At 72.7% G+C, this 15,758-nt stretch carries 17 protein-coding genes and 1 pseudogene; 8 read left to right on the forward strand and 10 right to left on the reverse strand.

Annotated features, from left to right (window positions below):
- Positions 1-20 precede the first annotated feature (20 nt).
- Complete coding sequence (locus K8Z49_RS45930; protein ID WP_412517046.1) at positions 21-887, forward strand: sigma-70 family RNA polymerase sigma factor; 867 nt, start codon at positions 21-23, stop codon at positions 885-887.
- Here the strand turns inward: K8Z49_RS45930 and K8Z49_RS45935 are convergent.
- Together K8Z49_RS45935 and K8Z49_RS45940 are read right to left on the reverse strand one after the other, a co-directional pair.
- Positions 884-1,951 carry a hypothetical protein gene (locus K8Z49_RS45935; RefSeq protein WP_412517047.1) on the reverse strand — a complete coding sequence of 356 codons (1,068 nt, stop codon included), beginning with the start codon at positions 1,949-1,951 and terminating at the stop codon, positions 884-886. The two genes, K8Z49_RS45930 and K8Z49_RS45935, sit on opposite strands and share 4 nt — an antisense overlap.
- A gap of 103 nt (positions 1,952-2,054) precedes the next feature.
- Positions 2,055-2,414 (reverse strand): hypothetical protein, encoded by a 360-nt coding sequence (locus K8Z49_RS45940; RefSeq protein WP_412517048.1) that lies wholly within the window; start codon positions 2,412-2,414, stop codon positions 2,055-2,057.
- A 157-nt stretch (positions 2,415-2,571) separates the two neighbouring features.
- On the opposite strand from K8Z49_RS45940, the gene K8Z49_RS45945 reads away from it, so the two are divergent.
- The gene (locus K8Z49_RS45945) at positions 2,572-3,780 is read left to right on the forward strand and encodes a phospholipase D-like domain-containing protein (protein ID WP_412517049.1); all 1,209 of its coding nucleotides are present in this window, start codon (positions 2,572-2,574) and stop codon (positions 3,778-3,780) included.
- On the opposite strand, the gene K8Z49_RS45950 is transcribed toward K8Z49_RS45945, so the two are convergent.
- From K8Z49_RS45950 to wrbA, 6 genes and pseudogenes are all read right to left on the reverse strand, one after another.
- Positions 3,755-4,666 (reverse strand): hypothetical protein, encoded by a 912-nt coding sequence (locus K8Z49_RS45950; protein WP_412521348.1) that lies wholly within the window; start codon positions 4,664-4,666, stop codon positions 3,755-3,757. The two genes, K8Z49_RS45945 and K8Z49_RS45950, sit on opposite strands and share 26 nt — an antisense overlap.
- Positions 4,667-4,730: 64 nt before the next feature.
- Positions 4,731-5,168, reverse strand: a pseudogene (locus tag K8Z49_RS45955) (TfuA-like protein); the annotation flags it as partial.
- An 8-nt stretch (positions 5,169-5,176) separates the two neighbouring features.
- Positions 5,177-6,412, reverse strand: coding sequence for a YcaO-like family protein (locus K8Z49_RS45960; protein WP_412517050.1), 1,236 nt, complete (start codon positions 6,410-6,412; stop codon positions 5,177-5,179).
- A 211-nt stretch (positions 6,413-6,623) separates the two neighbouring features.
- A complete protein-coding gene (locus tag K8Z49_RS45965) occupies positions 6,624-7,226 on the reverse strand; it encodes a hypothetical protein (protein ID WP_412517051.1) in 603 nt (200 codons plus the stop codon).
- Positions 7,227-7,308: 82 nt separating this feature from the next.
- A complete protein-coding gene (locus K8Z49_RS45970) occupies positions 7,309-8,715 on the reverse strand; it encodes an MFS transporter (protein WP_412517052.1) in 1,407 nt (468 codons plus the stop codon).
- Between the two features lie 7 nt (positions 8,716-8,722).
- On the reverse strand, positions 8,723-9,370 hold the full coding sequence (gene wrbA / locus K8Z49_RS45975) for an NAD(P)H:quinone oxidoreductase (protein ID WP_412517053.1): 648 nt from the start codon (positions 9,368-9,370) through the stop codon (positions 8,723-8,725).
- Positions 9,371-9,451: 81 nt separating this feature from the next.
- Between wrbA and K8Z49_RS45980 the strand changes: the two genes are divergently transcribed.
- A complete protein-coding gene (locus tag K8Z49_RS45980) occupies positions 9,452-9,922 on the forward strand; it encodes a MarR family winged helix-turn-helix transcriptional regulator (RefSeq protein WP_021595133.1) in 471 nt (156 codons plus the stop codon).
- 67 nt (positions 9,923-9,989) lie between these two features.
- Positions 9,990-10,418 carry a hypothetical protein gene (locus K8Z49_RS45985; RefSeq protein WP_021595134.1) on the forward strand — a complete coding sequence of 143 codons (429 nt, stop codon included), beginning with the start codon at positions 9,990-9,992 and terminating at the stop codon, positions 10,416-10,418.
- Here K8Z49_RS45985 and K8Z49_RS45990 read toward each other — a convergent pair.
- The gene (locus K8Z49_RS45990; protein WP_412517054.1) at positions 10,381-11,016 is read right to left on the reverse strand and encodes a uridine kinase; all 636 of its coding nucleotides are present in this window, start codon (positions 11,014-11,016) and stop codon (positions 10,381-10,383) included. The two genes, K8Z49_RS45985 and K8Z49_RS45990, sit on opposite strands and share 38 nt — an antisense overlap.
- A 38-nt stretch (positions 11,017-11,054) precedes the next feature.
- Here K8Z49_RS45990 and K8Z49_RS45995 point away from each other — a divergent pair, with 38 nt between their 5' ends.
- On the forward strand, positions 11,055-12,455 hold the full coding sequence (locus K8Z49_RS45995; RefSeq protein WP_412517055.1) for an acyl-CoA synthetase: 1,401 nt from the start codon (positions 11,055-11,057) through the stop codon (positions 12,453-12,455).
- Positions 12,456-12,606: 151 nt separating this feature from the next.
- Here K8Z49_RS45995 and K8Z49_RS46000 read toward each other — a convergent pair whose 3' ends face one another.
- On the reverse strand, positions 12,607-13,182 hold the full coding sequence (locus K8Z49_RS46000; RefSeq protein ID WP_021595137.1) for a TetR/AcrR family transcriptional regulator: 576 nt from the start codon (positions 13,180-13,182) through the stop codon (positions 12,607-12,609).
- Between the two features lie 79 nt (positions 13,183-13,261).
- Here K8Z49_RS46000 and K8Z49_RS46005 point away from each other — a divergent pair, with 79 nt between their 5' ends.
- From K8Z49_RS46005 to K8Z49_RS46015, 3 genes are all read left to right on the forward strand, one after another.
- Positions 13,262-13,906, forward strand: a complete 645-nt coding sequence (locus tag K8Z49_RS46005) for an NAD(P)-dependent oxidoreductase (protein ID WP_412517056.1) — start codon at positions 13,262-13,264, stop codon at positions 13,904-13,906.
- 104 nt (positions 13,907-14,010) lie between these two features.
- Positions 14,011-14,940: an ABC transporter ATP-binding protein gene (locus K8Z49_RS46010; protein ID WP_021595139.1), complete on the forward strand. Its 930-nt coding sequence runs from the start codon at positions 14,011-14,013 to the stop codon at positions 14,938-14,940.
- Positions 14,937-15,731, forward strand: coding sequence for an ABC transporter permease (locus K8Z49_RS46015; protein WP_021595140.1), 795 nt, complete (start codon positions 14,937-14,939; stop codon positions 15,729-15,731). Before K8Z49_RS46010 ends, K8Z49_RS46015 begins: the two co-directional genes overlap by 4 nt.
- The last annotated feature ends 27 nt before the right edge of the window (positions 15,732-15,758 follow it).

Genomic DNA, 15,758 nt, shown 5'->3' on the forward strand with positions numbered 1-15,758 from the left:
GGCCGCCGGGGAAGGTAACGATGAGCGAGCACGAGTGGCTGGCCGAGCGTTTCGAGGAGCACCGCCCCCACCTGCGGGCGGTGGCCTACCGGATGCTGGGCTCGGCCGGGGAGGCCGACGACGCCGTCCAGGAGGCGTGGCTGCGGCTCCACCGGTCGGAGGCCGCCGGTGTGGCGAACCTCGGCGGGTGGCTGACGACGGTCGTCGGCCGGATCTGCCTCGACATGCTGCGCTCGCGGACCGCGCGGCGGGAGGAGCCGCTGGACGCGCGTCCCGCGGAGGCGGCCGAGGCTCCGGCGGCCGGACCCGAGCACGAGGCGCTGCTCGCCGACTCGCTCGGCGCCGCGCTGCTGGTCGTGCTCGACACGCTGGCTCCCGCCGAGCGGCTGGCGCTCGTCCTGCACGACATGTTCGCCGTGCCGTACCGCGAGATCGCCCCCCTCCTCGACCGGACGCCAGCCGCGACGAAGATGCTCGCGAGCCGCGCCCGCCGCCGGGTCCAGGGCGCCGGCGCCGCCCCGGCCGCCGACCCGGGCCGCAAGCGGCACGTCGTCGAGGCGTTCCTGGCCGCGTCCCGCGACGGCGACTTCGCCGCGCTGCTCGCCCTCCTGCACCCCGACGCCGTCCTGCGGCCCGACCGGACGGCCGCGCGGCTGGGCGCTGCCGGGATCAGCGGCGCGGCCGACATCGCCCGGCGGCTCTCCGGGCATGCCCAGGCCGCCCGTCCGGCCCTGGTCGACGGGGTCGCGGATGCAGCCTGGGCCCCCGGCGGACGGCTCCGGACGGTCTTCTCCTTCACCGTCGCGGACGGCCGGATCACCGCGATCGACGTCATCGCAGACCCCGAGCGCCTCGGGCGGCTCGATGTGGAGTTCCTCCGCGGTTAGGAACGCCGCGGGCCGGTCGCGTACGCGCGCAGCGCCGCGTCGTACTCGGCCTGGCTGGGGGAGGTGTCGACTTCGCTCAGGGGGTACTTCTCGCGGCTGCCCCAGACGAGCTGGAAGTCGGGGCATTCGGTCACACTGTCCGTACCGGTCAGTATCTGCCGGCCGACCCTCCGGCCGGTGCGCGCCTCGAAGACGTCGAGACTGTAGCGTCCCTGGTAGGTCTCCAGGCGAAACCCGCCCTCGTAGCGGCAGACCTGGAGCGGCGTGCTCGACACCCGTCCCGCCGGGCTGCCGCACGCCACCAGCTGCACCTCGTCCGGCGTCGGCCGTGCCCTGCCGTCGCCCGCGGTGACGAGCGCGGGGCGGGTCGGGTCCTCACGGAAGAACACCAGCGGGTGCGGGCCCGAGCCGCCGTAGGCGGCCGCCCGCTCGTAGGGACGGTCCTGGCGGGAGCACAGGCGGGCGAGATCCTCGAGGTTCTCGGGGCGCTCACCGAGGACGGTCCGGACGAGCCAGGGCTGCGCGATCCATCCCACCAGGGCGAGGACGGCCGCTCCGGTCGCGGCGGCCGCCAACCGCGGCGCCGCGCGTGGGCGCACCGGGCCTTGCTTCCTGACCGCGCGCCCGAGGTCCCGGGGTGCGCTCACCGGTCCGACGCGAATGTGGCGTTCCTCGTCGTTCTTGGTCCACACGAGCCGGAGCACCGCCCCCTTCGTGTCCAGGACCGGCCGGGCCAACGCGTCCCATGGGATGGCGACGGCCGTCGCCTGCGACACGACGAGGATCCCGCCGTCGCACACCGCGAAGCTCCGCCGCAGCCCGCCCGGCTCCGGCAGGGGACCCAGAAGCACCCAGCAGGCGATGCCCGCCCACGCCAGGACGGGCACCAGGAAGGCCGCCCGCCAGTCGAAGACGAAGACCAGGCCCACCGCCACGGCGAGAAGCGGCGCTCCGGGCGCGATCTGGACCACGTCCGGCCAGTCCCGCCGCTGCCGGTGCACCCGCCGGACGGCCCCGATCCCCGCCTCCGCGGCCCGTCTCCGCATCGATCGCCGTGCCCGCATGCGCCTCTCCCTGCCCGCGCCACCGGAGATAGGACGCGATCTTGCTATCAGGAGCGCGCCCGGACCGCAATCGCCACCTCACGGAGCGTGCGCCGCCTGGAGGTCAGCGCTCGGGCAGGCGCCCGGCGGCGAGTTCCTCGTAGACGTGGTCGGGGTCGTGCTGCTTCCAGTAGCGGAACCACAGCGAGACACCGCGCCCCTCTGCCGCGAACGAGCTGATCGGGCGCGACGCGTCGACCAGGAAGCGGGGTTCGTCCCACTGCTGCGCCACGACCGCCAGGGGACGGCCGGCCATGAGGATCCACGTGGCCTTCCCACTCGCGATCGTGGCGAGGAAGTTCCGTTCGAGGAGGTAGGCGACGACCTCGGCCAGGGGCGTCTCCCCGGGGAGGTCGATCGTGCCCGCGTGGGGGAGGGCGTCGTCGCCCATGGCGACACTGGTGCGGTCGACGTCGATCATCATCGCTCGGCCACGCTACCGGCACGCGGGACCACCGTCACGACGCCCGGGAGGGCAAAGCCGGTCTTGTGGAACGGCATGAAGTTCGCAAAACGGGGGACGAACCTGCGCCGAAGCGACGAGCGCTCGCGTGTGTCCGGTCGTGAGGAGCAGACAGCAGATGACCGTGCCGCAGGAACAGACGGGTTCCATCGAGGACGCCGTCGACTCGTCCGCTCATCGGGCCCACCGGATCCGCCGGTCCATGGAGCGGCTCATCGGCGTCGCGGCCACAGAGGGGAACGCCGTCACGCCCCTGCGCAACGGGGACGAGATCTTCCCGGAGATGCTGGGCGCCATCGCCGGAGCGCGGCACACGGTCGACATGATGACCTACGTGTACTGGCGCGGGGACATCGCCCGCCGGTTCGCCGACGCGCTGTCGGACCGCGCCAGCGCCGGGGTCCGCGTCCGGTTGCTCCTGGACGGCATCGGCAGCTGGCAGATCGAGAAGGACCTGCTGGACCAGATGGACCGCGCGGGTGTCACGGTCGGCTGGTTCCGCAAACCGGCCTACCTCTCGCCGTTCAAGCAGAACCACCGCTGTCACCGCAAAGTGCTCGTCGTGGACGAGCAGATGGCCTTCACGGGCGGAGTCGGCATCGCCGAGGAGTGGTGCGGCGACGCCCGCGACGAGTACGAGTGGCGCGACAGCCACTTCCGGGTCCAGGGACCCGCGGTGGACGGCATCGCGGCGGCGTTCGCCCAGAACTGGGCCGAGTGCCACGACGTGCTGTTCGACGACCGCGACCGCTTCACCCGCCACGAGCCGGCCGGCGATGCCGTGGTGCAGGTCGTCCGCGGATCGGCGAGCTTCGGATGGCAGGACATGCAGACCCTCTTCCGGATCGTGCTCCAGCTGGCCGAGCGGCGGCTGAGGCTGGCCTCCGCCTATTTCGCCCCTGACGCCTACTTCATCGGCCTTCTTCGCGAGACCATCCGGCGGGGCGTCGAGGTGGAGCTGCTCCTGCCGGGCCCGCACGCCGACAAGCGCGTGAGCCGCCTGGCGAGCCAGCGGCATTACGAGGACCTCCTGGACTGCGGCGCGCGCATCCACCGGTTCCAGCCCTCGATGCTGCACACCAAGATCATCACCATGGACGGGCTGGTCTCCCTCATCGGGTCGACGAACTTCAACCGGCGGTCCCTCGACCACGACGAGGAGGTCATGCTCGCCGTGGTCGACCGGACCCTGACCGCGACCCTCGACGAGCACTTCGACGCGGACCTGGCCCGCAGCGAACGGGTCGAGCACGCGCGCTGGGCGCGGCGCCCCCTGACGCAACGGGCGAAGGAACTGTCCATCACCCCCATCCGCCGCTTCCTGTGACCCGCCGATCGTGCTCGTACGGCGAGACGGTGAAGTCCACGAGGTCCTCGTTGTACTTGGCCAGAAGGTAGAAAGGCTTGGCGGCTTCCAAGAACGCCTCAAGGGACGCGAAGCCACGGTCCATGGCAGCGAACTCGGCATCGTCAGGCTCGACCTGCCAGCGCTCCGAAAACCAGTGAAGTATCCGCTCGTCCATCAGTTTGGACCTGTCGTAGCCGGAGTTCTTCCCTTGGAGCGTGGCTTCCATCTGGGCGGCGGCCTCGATGATCGTGCCGGCCCGGTCGAGGGCCGGCGACGTCTCCAGTGCCCGCAGAGCCGCCGCCCGGGGCGTCGCCACCGCCCCCACGCGGAAGCTGCGGACGATGAAGGTGGCAAGGAGTTCCTCCTGCGTCCGTGTCGACCGCTCGTTCTCGGTCGTCCACCGCGCCAGGAAGCCGAGGTCCCGCCGGTGCGGGCTCTCCGTGTAGAAGCGGCGATGCCGCCCATGGGCCACCACTGCCCGCGGCTCTGGGCTGCCCTCGCGATATTCCGGGCATTCTCGGGCACATTCGTCTGTGATCATGGTGAAGACGAGCCGTCGATGGAACTCCGGGTAGTCCTGGGCGAACAACTGGCACACACGGAGCGAGGACGCATGGCCCGTCCGGGTGCCGCCATCGTGAGGCGATGTCCTGCCGGCGGCGAGTTCCCAGTTGGCCAGCATTTGCGTCCGGCTGAGCCGGGGCCTGGGGGTGACCTGTTCGGGCGGCTCGTTCAGCCTGTCCAGCAGGAGCAGGGCGTCGCGGCGTTTGAGGTCGACGGCGTGTTCCCGGCAGAAGGCGACGAGCGCAGCGCCCTTTTTTCCGCTCGATGCCGAGTTCTCCGGCCAGGTTCCCGAGGACTTCATAATCGCGCCGTTGGTAGGGCATGGCGGCCAGGACGCCGATCAGCCTGCCACCTTCATCTTCTTCGATCACGGCCTCACACACCGCTGCCGCCAGCGTGGCGCGGATGTTGACCAGAGGCTGGGAGAAAGCGGGGTAGCCGGCCTCGGCGGGCCCATGAAGCAGCGCCACCTCGTCGTCACCGACAACGAGCCCGGCTCGATAGTCGGCATAGATCTGGCCGACACCCTCCATTCCATAGCGATCCATTTCGGCGGCGCGCAACGCGCCGATGCTGCTCGCGCCCAGCACGCGCACCCCGCCGGCCAGGGCCGCGAAGATCTCCTTGTGCCGCACCGCCATTCGCTGATGGAAGTATCCGTCGATGACGCCGACGACATCTCCCTCCGCCAGTGGCAGGCCGAGCAGATCGCCGGCGGCGACCGGAGGCAGGAGCCGGACGGCGTTCCCATCGACGAGATCACGGACGTCCGGCAGAGTCGGCCCGGCGAACAGGTACCGCATATGTCCTCTCAGCTGTGCCGAGGGTCGAACCGCATCCCCGGGCAGACCACATGCACCACCGGCACACCCGGCTCTGGGCGCGTGTGGTCGACGTAGAGCGGCTCCCGGCCGGTCACGGCCTTCACACGGTCGGCGGTCATGCGCAGATCTTCGACCAGGTCGGGCTGCTGCACGGTGGGGACGTCCGCGTAGGCGACCTTCCGCGTGCCGTCGGCCAGAGCCGCGAAGTCAGGCGGTCTGAGGCGTCCGGACACCACGCCCTCCGCCCGGTGGTACTCCGACTCGGTCATGTCGTCCCGCGTCCCAGAGATCATGGTCAGGCGCGACTGGGCCGCCTCGGTGAGAGCGCGGCACAGGGCGACGTCGCGATCGAGATGGCACCCCGCACCGCTGAAGACGATCGGAAGGCCGTCGCTCCAGATCTTGGCCTGGAAGCACGGAAGCCCGGCGGGCGACGGGAGGAGCGCGACCCGTACGTCGACGCCGGCCCGCCGCAGCTGGTCGATCAGTTCCTCGGCCGGACCGGCCACACTGTCCAGCACGAGCACAGAGGCACCGGTCCCGGCGCCTGAACCGGCCAGCGCATCACGCTCAACGACCTCGTAGAGGCCATGGAGCAAGGCCTCGGTCAGGGTGTTGCCGCTCGCCAGACCGTTCGTGGATTTCTCGAACAGCGGCATGCACCACCGGGACCCGGTCCGGCCGTCCATGTTCAGCAGGTCGCTGGGCAGCCACGTCCGCTCACCGGTGCCGATCTCCGTCGCCTGCGACCATTCGATCCGCATGTCCGGGCAGAGTGCGCTTCGGCGGGCGAGCGGAAGCTCCTCGACCGGATATCCGAGTTCGGACGCGAGTTCGCGCGGGGATGCGAGGACCTTGCCGGCCGGCATCCGCTCCGCATGCCACAGCTCGATCGACTCCATCACGGCCGACACTTTCGCCAGGTCGCCGGTCAGCCCTTTGCCCTGTGACACGCACAGGGACCACGAGTCCGGCCTGATCGCCTGGTAGACGGGAATCCCGATCTCGTCCAACCAGGTGACGTCGGCGATCCGAGTGATGCCGACTTGGTCGAGGATCGGCTCCAGCGCTCGCAGGGTGTCCTGGGGGAGCTGTGCGCGGTGTGTTCCGTCGAAGCAGACCTTGTATTCGTCGATTTCGGCCGGACCGGCCATGGAAGCCTCACTGGAATCGACGCCATGGCCGCCGCGCGGCGGCGGTGCCATGCCGTGCGCGGCGGCCATGTCCCGTCAGTCAGTGACAGGGCAGTAGTTGAAGGTCATCAAGCACACGGGCCTGTTGTCGTCGACCTCACCGAGCTCGTCGAGCAGCTCCGCACCTTCGGGGATGTTCAGAGTGAACATTGGGAGTCACCTCCGTAGGAGTCCGAGTAGCCCGGAACGTAGCATCGACCTGTTTCAATCCGACTTCATTGCCGCGGCGTCCGGAGAAGTGCTAGATAAGGCCGGCGTCCCAGATGTTTATTTCCGGGGCGTACTGGTGCACTGCGGTGGTGAGTTTTCGGAGCTTGGGTTCCCGCAGGTGCAGGTCCACGGCGATGCCCCACTCGTGCGGGTCGTGCGGGCGGCGTTTGACGGGGACGGATGCCAGGCCGGACTTTCGCGGTACGACGACCAGTGTGGGGGCGTTGGCGGCGTCGGATATCGCTTGGCGGAACACGACCAGTTCGGCGATCGCCGTCCAGGGGATGCGGCGGGCGGGCGCTTCGCCCAGGTAGAGGCCGGTCTCTTCGACGGCCAGGATGACCCCGCCGGGTACGGCGCGGCGTTGCTCGCGGTCCGAGCGCCGGACGATCGCCACCCCCGGCGCGATGCAGAGCAGCGGGAAGAGCGTCAGCGCGAGCCATCCGTAGACGCCCGAACCCGAGCCGAGGAGGGCGCGCACCAGCTGGACCCCGCCGAAGGCGGCGAAGGGGCCACAGGCCAGAACAAGAGCCAGTGTCAAGGGCCGTGCCCCCTCCAGTCGCAGGAGGTAGGCGGCATCGGCCGGAGGAGCATCGGAGGAGTCCTGCATCGCGACCACCTCGGCACGCCACATCGTCCAGAACTAGACGATCTCACATCCGAGGCGGTGGCGGCCGGCGCGCCGAGGGCCGAGTGGCGCGCCGACCGCGCCGCGGTCAGGTGGGGTGGTGACGGGGTAGCAGGGTGCTGGTCAGGGCGATGGCGAGGGCCAGGGCGGCCGCGGTGAGGAAGACCAGGTCGTAGCCCGCGGCGGGGGAGGGGCCGGTCTCCGTGGCGGCGATCGTCGCGAGGACCGCCAGGCCGGCGGAGCCTCCCGCCTGGCTCGCGGTGTTGGCCAGGCCGCCGACGACGCCCGCGTCGCCTTCGGGGGCGTCGGCGGTCGCCGCGGCCATCAGGGTGGGGAAGGTCAGCCCGATCCCGACCGCGACGAGCAGGGTGGGGCCGAGGACGCCGGTCACGTATTCGGTCCCGGCGCCGGCCTGGGCGAGCCAGCCGAAGCCGGCCAGGAAGGCGCCGCAGCCCGCCAGCACCAGGGTGCGCACGCCCGTGCGGGGCAGGAGGGCGGCGGCGAAGCGCGCGACCACCATGAACGTCACGGCCGCGGGTGTCTGGCCGAGGCCGGCCCGGAGCGCGCCGTAGCCGAGGACGTTCTGCAGGAACAGCGACGTGAAGTACCACATCGCGATGGCGATGCCGCCGAACAGCAGCAGCATGACGCTGCCGACGGCCACCCTCCGGATCCCGAACAGCCGCAGGGGCATCATCGGCTGGACGGCGAAACGCGCCTCCACCAGCAGGAAGGCGGCGAGCAGGACCAGGCCCGCCGCGGCCGGTCCGGCGACGGGCGCGGACGCCCAGCCGTGGCCGGCGCTCTGCATGACCCCGTAGATCAGCGCGGCCAGCCCGGCCGTCGCGGTGACGGCGCCGGTGAGGTCGAGGGCCGCCCGCCGGACGGCCGGCACGCCCGCCAGGGACATCGCCGCGACCGTGATCAGCGCCGCGCCGATCGGCACGTTGATCAGGAAGACCCACCGCCACGACAGGCCGGTGGTGAGGGCGCCGCCCGCGACCGCGCCGGCCATCCCGCCGACCCCGCCCGCGGCGGACCACGCGCCGAACGCCCGTGCTCGCCCGCGCGGGTCGGTGAAGGCGGTGTTGATGACGGCCAGCGTCGCCGGGGCGAGCAGCGCGGCTCCCGCGCCCTGGGCGACGCGGGCCGCCACCAGGACCTCCGGCGCGGTCGCCAGGCCGCCGGCCAGGCTCGCGGCGGAGAACAGGAGCAGCCCGGCGACCAGCGTCCGGCGATGGCCGAACAGGTCGGCCGCGCGGCCTCCCGGCAGCATGAAGCCGGCGAAGGTGAGCAGGTAGCCGTTCACCACCCAGGCCAGGCCGGTGGACGAGAAGCCGAGGTCCCGCTGGACCGACGGCAGGGCGACGTTCACGATGGACGCGTCCAGGATCACCATGAACTGGGCGGCGCACACCAGCGTCAGGACCATCCGGGCGCGGCCGGTCCGCTGCCCGGTCCGCCGGGGCGCGGCGCTCGTCATGACCTTGTCCATGACGGCCTCACACGGTCCGGGAGGTGGCCCCGGCCAAGGCCGGGGCGCCGTCGCCCGCCAGCAGGCGGGCCGTGACCTGGACCAGCCGCCGTCCCTGGTACCGCGCCGCCTCCAGGGGCGCGGGATCCATGCCGTCCCCGTCCTGCGGTCCGGTGGCCGACGTGCCGTAGGGGTTGCCGCCGGCGGCGTAGACGGTCGGGTCGGTGAACCCGGGCGGGACGATCAGCGCGCCCCAGTGGTAGAAGACGTTGGCCAGCGACAGGATCGTGGCCTCGCTGCCGCCGTGCCGGTTGAAGGCCGAGGTGAATGCCGTCACCGGCTTGTCGGCCAGCGCGCCGTCCCGCCACAGTTCCACGGCCTGGTCGATGAACTGCTTGAGCTGCGCGGCCGGGGTGCCGAACCGCGTGGGCGTCCCGAAGGCGAACGCGTCGGCCCACGCCAGGTCCTCGACCGCGGCCAAGGGGACCGAGGCGGTGGCGTCGGCGTGCCGCCGCCACCGCGGGTTCTCGTCGATCGCGCGGTCGGGCGCCAGTTCGGCGACCCGCCGCAGCCGCACGTCGGCGCCCCCCATGGCGGCGCCCTCGGCGACGGCCTCCGCGAGCGCGTGCACGTTGCCCGTCGCGCTGTAGTAGATGATCGCGACCTTCACCGGCATGCCGGCCTCCTCGCTGTCCGGTAGACTTGGTTATGTACATAACTATTATGCGCCTAACTAAATTCCGTCAAGGAGAGAGCCGTGGACTTCGCGCACGCCGACGCCGTCAACCAGGCCATCCGCCTCCTCAGCCTGCGCCACCGGGCCAGGGCGGCGGCGCTGCTGGCCCCGCTCGGCCTGCATCCCGGCCAGGAGGCGCTGCTGCTCGAACTGGCCCGGACGGGCCCGATGATCCAGGCCAAGCTCAGCGAGGCGCTCGGCATCGAGCCGCCGAGCGTCACGCTCATGACCCGCAAGCTCGAGGCCTCCGGCCACATCCGCCGCACCCCCGCCCCGTCCGACAGGCGCGCGAGCGTCGTCGAGCTCACCGGCAGCGGCACGGCGCTGGCCGGCCGCGTCAAGGAGCTGTGGTGCGCGCTGGCGGAGGAGACCGTGGCCGGCCTGCCCGCCGAGACCGTCGCGGAGCTGCCCGGCCTCCTCGGCACCCTGACCGCCAACGTCGACCCCCGGCACCCCCGCCACCCGGACGCCCGCCGGGACGGCCGGCGTTGAGGAACCGGCTCCGGGACCGCCGCATCGAAGTGGCGACCGAAAGCCACCGAAGGGATGTACCTCGCCGATGTCCGCGACCAGGATCGCCGGTGCCGCCGTCCTCTTAGGCGCCTTGCTGACCACCGCCGGGTGCGGTCTGAACGAGAGGATCGACCCGTGCGGCGTCCTCTTCGACGAGCTGGACGCGGTGCACGCGAAGATGGCCGCGCCCCAGGACACCATCAATGGCGGCTACAAGGCCCTCTCCGCCGCCGACGCCGCGTTCTTCCGCGACGCCGCGTCCAAGATCCGCAGGGTGGGGCGGCGGCTCGACAAGGACGGACCGGCCGAGTCCAGGAAGGTCGCCGCCGAGATCGACAAGATCGCCGATTCTCTGAGCGCCCTTCCCGCGGGCGCCAAGTCGGCCAAGTACAGCGAGGCCGTCACGGGCGGGGGCATTTACATCAACAACGAGACGCTCAAGGCCGCCTGCGGCTACCCGCCGGGGGCGTTCTAGGCCCGCCGGCATCGGCTTCGAAGCGGTGCCGGGTGAAGGTGGTGCCGTTCACGAGGAGGTCGCAGCGGGCGCGGGTGCCGTCGGCGGTGAAGTGGGATCGCTCGCGGACGGCCCACGCGTCCCAGTCATCGGCGTACTCGGGGCCGTCGCGGTCGATGGCGCGGGCGCGGCGCAGGTCGTGCGGGGCGTCGATCCAGATGCGGTAGGCGGCGGGTGACTCGGCCCAGGCCGCGCCGACGCCCTCGACGACCAGGACGGGTGCGACCGGGATCTCCTCCTCGGGGCCGTAGCGGTCGCGGTGCCAGTCGTAGCGGCGCAGGAGCGCGGGGCGGCCCTCCCGCAGCGGGCCGAGCACCCTGTCTCGCAGCGGACGCCACCAGGTGAGCGGGTCGGCGTCCCACGGCACCCGGAAGTCGTCCGACCGCACGAGCGGCGCACCGGGGAGGACTTGAGCGAGATGATCGGTGAACGTCGACTTCCCCGCGCCGCTCGGGCCGTCCACCGCGACGATCCGCACCGGCCCGCACGACGGCGGCAGCGCGCGCAGCCGCGCGGCCAGCGCGGGGTAGGTCATGGCGGATTCCGGCACGGACGGCATACTTCCAGGTGGCCGGACGAGAAGGAGAGGGCGAGTACATGGACCTGCTCGGCGGGACGGGCGGCCCGGTCCGGGTCGCCGGACGGGAACTGCCACGGGACGAGCTGCTCGGCCGGGCGTCCGCCGTCGCCGGGGAGATCCGGGGCGCGGACGCGGTGGCCGTGCACGCCACGGCGTCCCTGGAGACCGTCGCCGCGGTCGCCGGTGGCATCCTCGCGGGCGTGCCGGTGGTGCCGCTGCCGCCCGACTCCGGGCCCGCCGAGCGCGCCCACATCCTGGGCGACTCCGGCGCGAGCCTGCTCCTGGCCGCCGGGGGTGCGGAACGCGCCGACGGGGAGCCGCCCCTCGTCCCGGTCGACGCGCTGCCGCACCGCGGGAGCGTCCAGGGCGAGGTGCCCGCCGACGCCACCGCGCTGATCCTGTACACGAGCGGGACGACGGGCGCGCCGAAGGGCGTGCTGATCTCGCGGAGCGCGATCGCCGCCGGGCTGGACGCCCTCGCCGAGGCCTGGGACTGGACGCCCGATGACGTGCTCGTCCACGGGCTGCCCCTGTTCCACGTGCACGGCCTCGTCCTCGGCGTCCTCGGTGCCCTGCGGGTCGGGTCGCCGCTCGTCCACACCGGACGCCCCAAGCCCGAGCTGTACGCGGCGGCGGCGAAGGACGACGGCGGCAGCCTGTTCTTCGGCGTCCCCACCGTCTGGTCGCGGACGGTGGCCGACCCGTCCACCGCCGAGGCCCTCCGCGGAGCCCGGCTGCTCGTCTCCGGCAGCGCCCCCCTTCCGGTGCCCGTCTTCGAGCGGCTGTCCGAACTCACCGGGCACCGTCCGGTCGAGCGCTACGGCATGACGGAGACCCTCATCACGATCAGCGCGCGCGCCGGCGGCGACCGGCGCCCCGGTTACGTCGGCACCCCACTGCCCGGCGTCGAGACCCGCCTGGCCGCCGAGGACGGCTCGCCCGTCCCGCCGGACGGGGAGACGCCCGGCGAGCTGCACGTCCGCGCGCCGCTGCTGTTCAAGGGCTACCTCAACCGGCCCGAGGCCACCGCGGAGTCGTTCGCGCCGGACGGCTGGTTCCGCACCGGCGACATCGCCACGATCGGCCCGGACGGCTGGCACCGGATCGTAGGCCGCGCCTCCACCGACCTCATCAAGAGCGGCGGCTACCGGATCGGCGCGGGCGAGATCGAGAACGCGCTGCTCGCGCATCCCGCCGTCCGGGAGGCGGCCGTCGTCGGCACCCCGCACGACGACCTCGGCGAGCAGGTCACCGCCTACGTCGTCGCCGACGGGCTCGGCGAGAGGCAGCTCATCGACTTCGTCGCCGAGCGCCTGTCGGTGCACAAGCGGCCACGCGTCGTCCACCTGGTCGGCACCCTGCCCCGCAACGCCATGGGCAAGGTCGTCAAGTCCCGCCTCCCCGAGATCACCCCCTAGATCGTCGACGGGCTCGCCCGACCGGCCGCGGGCGGCCCGCACGGTCAGCCGGTGAAGGGCTCAAGGGTGAAACGGCCGGCCGGGCCCTTGTGACCGTTCGGTGCTGTGACACGCGCCACCGGCCCTCGCAGGGCCTGGCGACGATCGCCCCCTAGGGCAGCAGGACCGGGAGGACGGGGCGGACCAGGGCGCGGGCGAACGACTCCGGCAGGTCCGGGCCGGTCTCGCCTTCCGTGAAGTAGTGCAGGAACCCCTGCTGGAAGCAGGCGCCCATCACCAGCGCCGCCACGGCCCGCGTGTCGGCGCCGGCCGCGACCCGGCCGAGGTCGCGCTCGGCGTCCAGGTACCGGGTGAGAGCGTGCACCGGCTCCTGCGGGCCCGCGCCGTACTTGCGCAGGGAGTCCCGCGTCGCCTCCATCAGGCGGCGCTGCGCCACCATCGACGCCATCATCGGGAACGCCCGCCGGTAGAAGCGCAGCCCGCCGTGGACGACCGCGACCAGGTTCGACTCCACCGTGCCCTCGCCGGGGACGCCCATCGAGGTGAACGCCGGCATGCGGTCCTTCAGGACGTGCAGTATCAGCTCCTCCTTGTCGCGGAAGTGCTTGTACAGCAGCGCCTCGGAGTAGCCGGCGGCCTTCGCGATCTCCTTGGTGGTGGCGCGCGCGACCCCGTGCCGCCGCATGATGTCCGCCGCGGCGTCCAGGATCCGCTCCCGCGCGCTCAATGAGGCCCCCTTGACAGGTGAGTGAACGCTTACCAGAGTATAGGTTAGTAAATACTCACTCACCCTAGGGGGCGACGCGATGAGGCTCACGGTCTTCGGGGCGACCGGCGGTACCGGCGTCCAGCTCGCCCGGCGGGCGCTGGTCGCCGGGCACGAGGTGACCGCCGTCGTCCGCGACCCGGCCGGGCTGCCCTCCGAGGTGCGCGCCTGCGCCGAGGTCGTCCAGGCCGACGTCATGGACGCCGCCGCGATCGAGGAGGCGGTCAAGGGGCGCGACGCCGTCGTCACCGCCATCGGCACCCGCGACGGCCGGCGGCCGACGAGCGTCTGCGCGGACAGCGCCCGCGCCATCATCGCGGCCATGCGGGCCGCCGGGACGGAGCGGTTCCTGCTCGTCAGCGCGTCCGGGCTGCACGCCGGGCCCGGCGACGACCCGCTCACCCGGTTCGTGGTGAAACCGCTCGTCCTGGGGCGGCTCCTCGAGCACGCCTTCGCCGACATGCGCGCCGCCGAGGACCTCACCCGCGCCTCCGGCCTCGACTGGACGATCGTCCGGCCGCCGCGGCTCACCGACGGCCCCGGCGCCGGCCGCTACCGCCGGGCCACCGACCGCAACGTCCTGGGCGGCCTCTCCATCGCCCGCCGGGACCTCGCCGCCGCCCTGCTCGACGTGGCGGGCGACCGGGCCGCCATCGGGCACGTGGTCAGTGTCGCGGGCGGCTGACCTTCGCGCATGACATCCGTCATGCCGAACGGCTGACAGGCGCCGCCGGAACCGGTGACACGCGCTCCTACCGGCGCCCCCGGCACGGCCGCGACGCTGTCGGCATGGAAACGCACCCAGCCATCCGCGTCGACGGGCTCCGGCAGCGGTACGGGGACTTCGAGGCCGTCGCCGGGATCTCCTTCGACGTCGCCGCCGGCGAGCTGTTCGCGCTGCTCGGCACGAACGGCGCCGGTAAGACCACCACCCTCGAAACACTGGAGGGGCACCGGGCCGCCCACGAGGGCACGGTCCGGGTCCTCGGCCACGACCCGCACCGGGAACGCCGCAGGGTCCGCCCCCGCATCGGCATCATGCTGCAGGACGGCGGCTTCTTCGCCGACCTCACCGTCGCCGAGACCGTCGAGCACTGGCGCGCCTTCACCCCCGCCCCGCGGGACCGCGACGAGGCCGTCGCCATGGCCGGGCTCGCCGAGAAGGCCGCCGTGCGGGTCCGGCAGCTGTCCGGCGGGCAGAAGCGCCGCCTCGACCTCGCGCTGGCCCTGCTCGGCCGCCCCGCCGTCCTCTTCCTGGACGAGCCGACGAGCGGCATGGACCCCGAGGCCCGGCAGGAGACCTGGCGCATCGTCCGGGACGTGGTGGCCGGCGGGACGGCCGTCCTGCTCACCACGCACTACCTGGAGGAGGCCGAGCACCTCGCCGACCGGCTCGCGATCCTGCACCGCGGCCGGATCGAGGCGTCCGGAACCGTCGCCGGCGTCGTCGCCGGGCACGGCGACCGCATCGCCTTCCAGATGCCCGAGCGGCTCCAGGTCGCCGAGCTGCCCGCCCTGCACGGCGTCCGCGCCGACATCTCCGTCGACCGGGGCCGCGCCGTCGCGTCCTACACCGTCGACGCGGCCGGGCTCCAGGCCGGCCTCTACGCGCTGCTGCGCTGGGCCGACGAGCGGGACGTCCCGCTGGACGGCCTGACGGCCCGCAGCGCCTCCCTCGAAGACGTCTTCCTCCGCACCGCCGAAGGAGCCGCCCGATGAAGCCCTCCGCCGTGCTCAGCGTCGCCCGCCTCGACCTGACCCTGCTCTGGCGCAACCGGACCGGCCTGTTCACCGTGTTCGGCCTGCCGATCCTGTTCGCCGCCCTGCTCGTCCCCGCGAAGGGCGAGGAGATCGACGGAGTGGACGGGGCCCTGCTGCAGGGCACCGGCCACCTCGGGTTCTTCCTCGTCTTCGCCGTCTTCATGAACCTGGTCACCGTGTTCACCGCCCGCCGCGAGGACCGCACCCTCAAGCGGCTGCGCGGCACCGCGCTCTCGGACGCGGAGATCACCGGCGGCAGCGTCCTCACCGCGACCGCGATGTACGCCGTCCAGGCCGTGGCGCTGGTGGCCGTGCTGGCGGCCGGGATGGGCGGCCGGATGCCCGCCGACCCCGTCCTGGTGCTGGCCGGGCTCGCGGGCGGCGTCGCGGTGTTCGCGACGCTGGCGTTCGCGGTGTCCGGGATCACCCCGAACGCCGAGCTGGCGCAGCTGACCGTCCTGCCGATCATGTTCGGCTGCATGCTCGGCGGCGGGGTCATGTTCCCGCTGGGGAGCCTGCCCGAGTGGGGGCAGCAGATCTGCCGGCTCGTCCCGCTCAGCCCGGTGGTGGAGATCGTCCGGACCGGCTACTTCGGCCAGGACTTCGTGCACCGGGCCGACCACCCGTCCGTCGGCCTCGGCGAGGGCTGGCTCACCTGCGTGCGGCCCTTCCTCGTCCTGCTCTTCTGGGCCGCCCTGGGCCGTGTCCTGGCCACCCGCTGGTTCCGCTGGGAGCCGCGGCACGCCTGAGCCGCCACCGAATACAGTGCGATGCCG

Origin of the sequence: Actinomadura madurae (genome assembly GCF_047130825.1) — a bacterium.
Lineage (GTDB): Bacteria > Actinomycetota > Actinomycetes > Streptosporangiales > Streptosporangiaceae > Spirillospora > Spirillospora madurae.

Coding starts and splice junctions, on each gene's coding strand:
- K8Z49_RS45950 (WP_412521348.1), bottom strand. CDS start 4,666: ATGAAGTCCTCGGGAACCTGGCCGGAGAACTCGGCATCGAGCGGAAAA.
- wrbA (WP_412517053.1), bottom strand. CDS start 9,370: ATGCCGGTGAAGGTCGCGATCATCTACTACAGCGCGACGGGCAACGTG.
- K8Z49_RS45940 (WP_412517048.1), bottom strand. CDS start 2,414: ATGATGATCGACGTCGACCGCACCAGTGTCGCCATGGGCGACGACGCC.
- K8Z49_RS45935 (WP_412517047.1), bottom strand. CDS start 1,951: ATGCGGGCACGGCGATCGATGCGGAGACGGGCCGCGGAGGCGGGGATC.
- K8Z49_RS45995 (WP_412517055.1), top strand. CDS start 11,055: ATGGACCTGCTCGGCGGGACGGGCGGCCCGGTCCGGGTCGCCGGACGG.
- K8Z49_RS46015 (WP_021595140.1), top strand. CDS start 14,937: ATGAAGCCCTCCGCCGTGCTCAGCGTCGCCCGCCTCGACCTGACCCTG.
- K8Z49_RS45945 (WP_412517049.1), top strand. CDS start 2,572: ATGACCGTGCCGCAGGAACAGACGGGTTCCATCGAGGACGCCGTCGAC.
- K8Z49_RS46005 (WP_412517056.1), top strand. CDS start 13,262: ATGAGGCTCACGGTCTTCGGGGCGACCGGCGGTACCGGCGTCCAGCTC.
- K8Z49_RS45990 (WP_412517054.1), bottom strand. CDS start 11,016: ATGCCGTCCGTGCCGGAATCCGCCATGACCTACCCCGCGCTGGCCGCG.
- K8Z49_RS45965 (WP_412517051.1), bottom strand. CDS start 7,226: ATGTGGCGTGCCGAGGTGGTCGCGATGCAGGACTCCTCCGATGCTCCT.
- K8Z49_RS45930 (WP_412517046.1), top strand. CDS start 21: ATGAGCGAGCACGAGTGGCTGGCCGAGCGTTTCGAGGAGCACCGCCCC.
- K8Z49_RS45970 (WP_412517052.1), bottom strand. CDS start 8,715: ATGGACAAGGTCATGACGAGCGCCGCGCCCCGGCGGACCGGGCAGCGG.
- K8Z49_RS46010 (WP_021595139.1), top strand. CDS start 14,011: ATGGAAACGCACCCAGCCATCCGCGTCGACGGGCTCCGGCAGCGGTAC.
- K8Z49_RS45985 (WP_021595134.1), top strand. CDS start 9,990: ATGTCCGCGACCAGGATCGCCGGTGCCGCCGTCCTCTTAGGCGCCTTG.
- K8Z49_RS45960 (WP_412517050.1), bottom strand. CDS start 6,412: ATGGCCGCCGCGCACGGCATGGCACCGCCGCCGCGCGGCGGCCATGGC.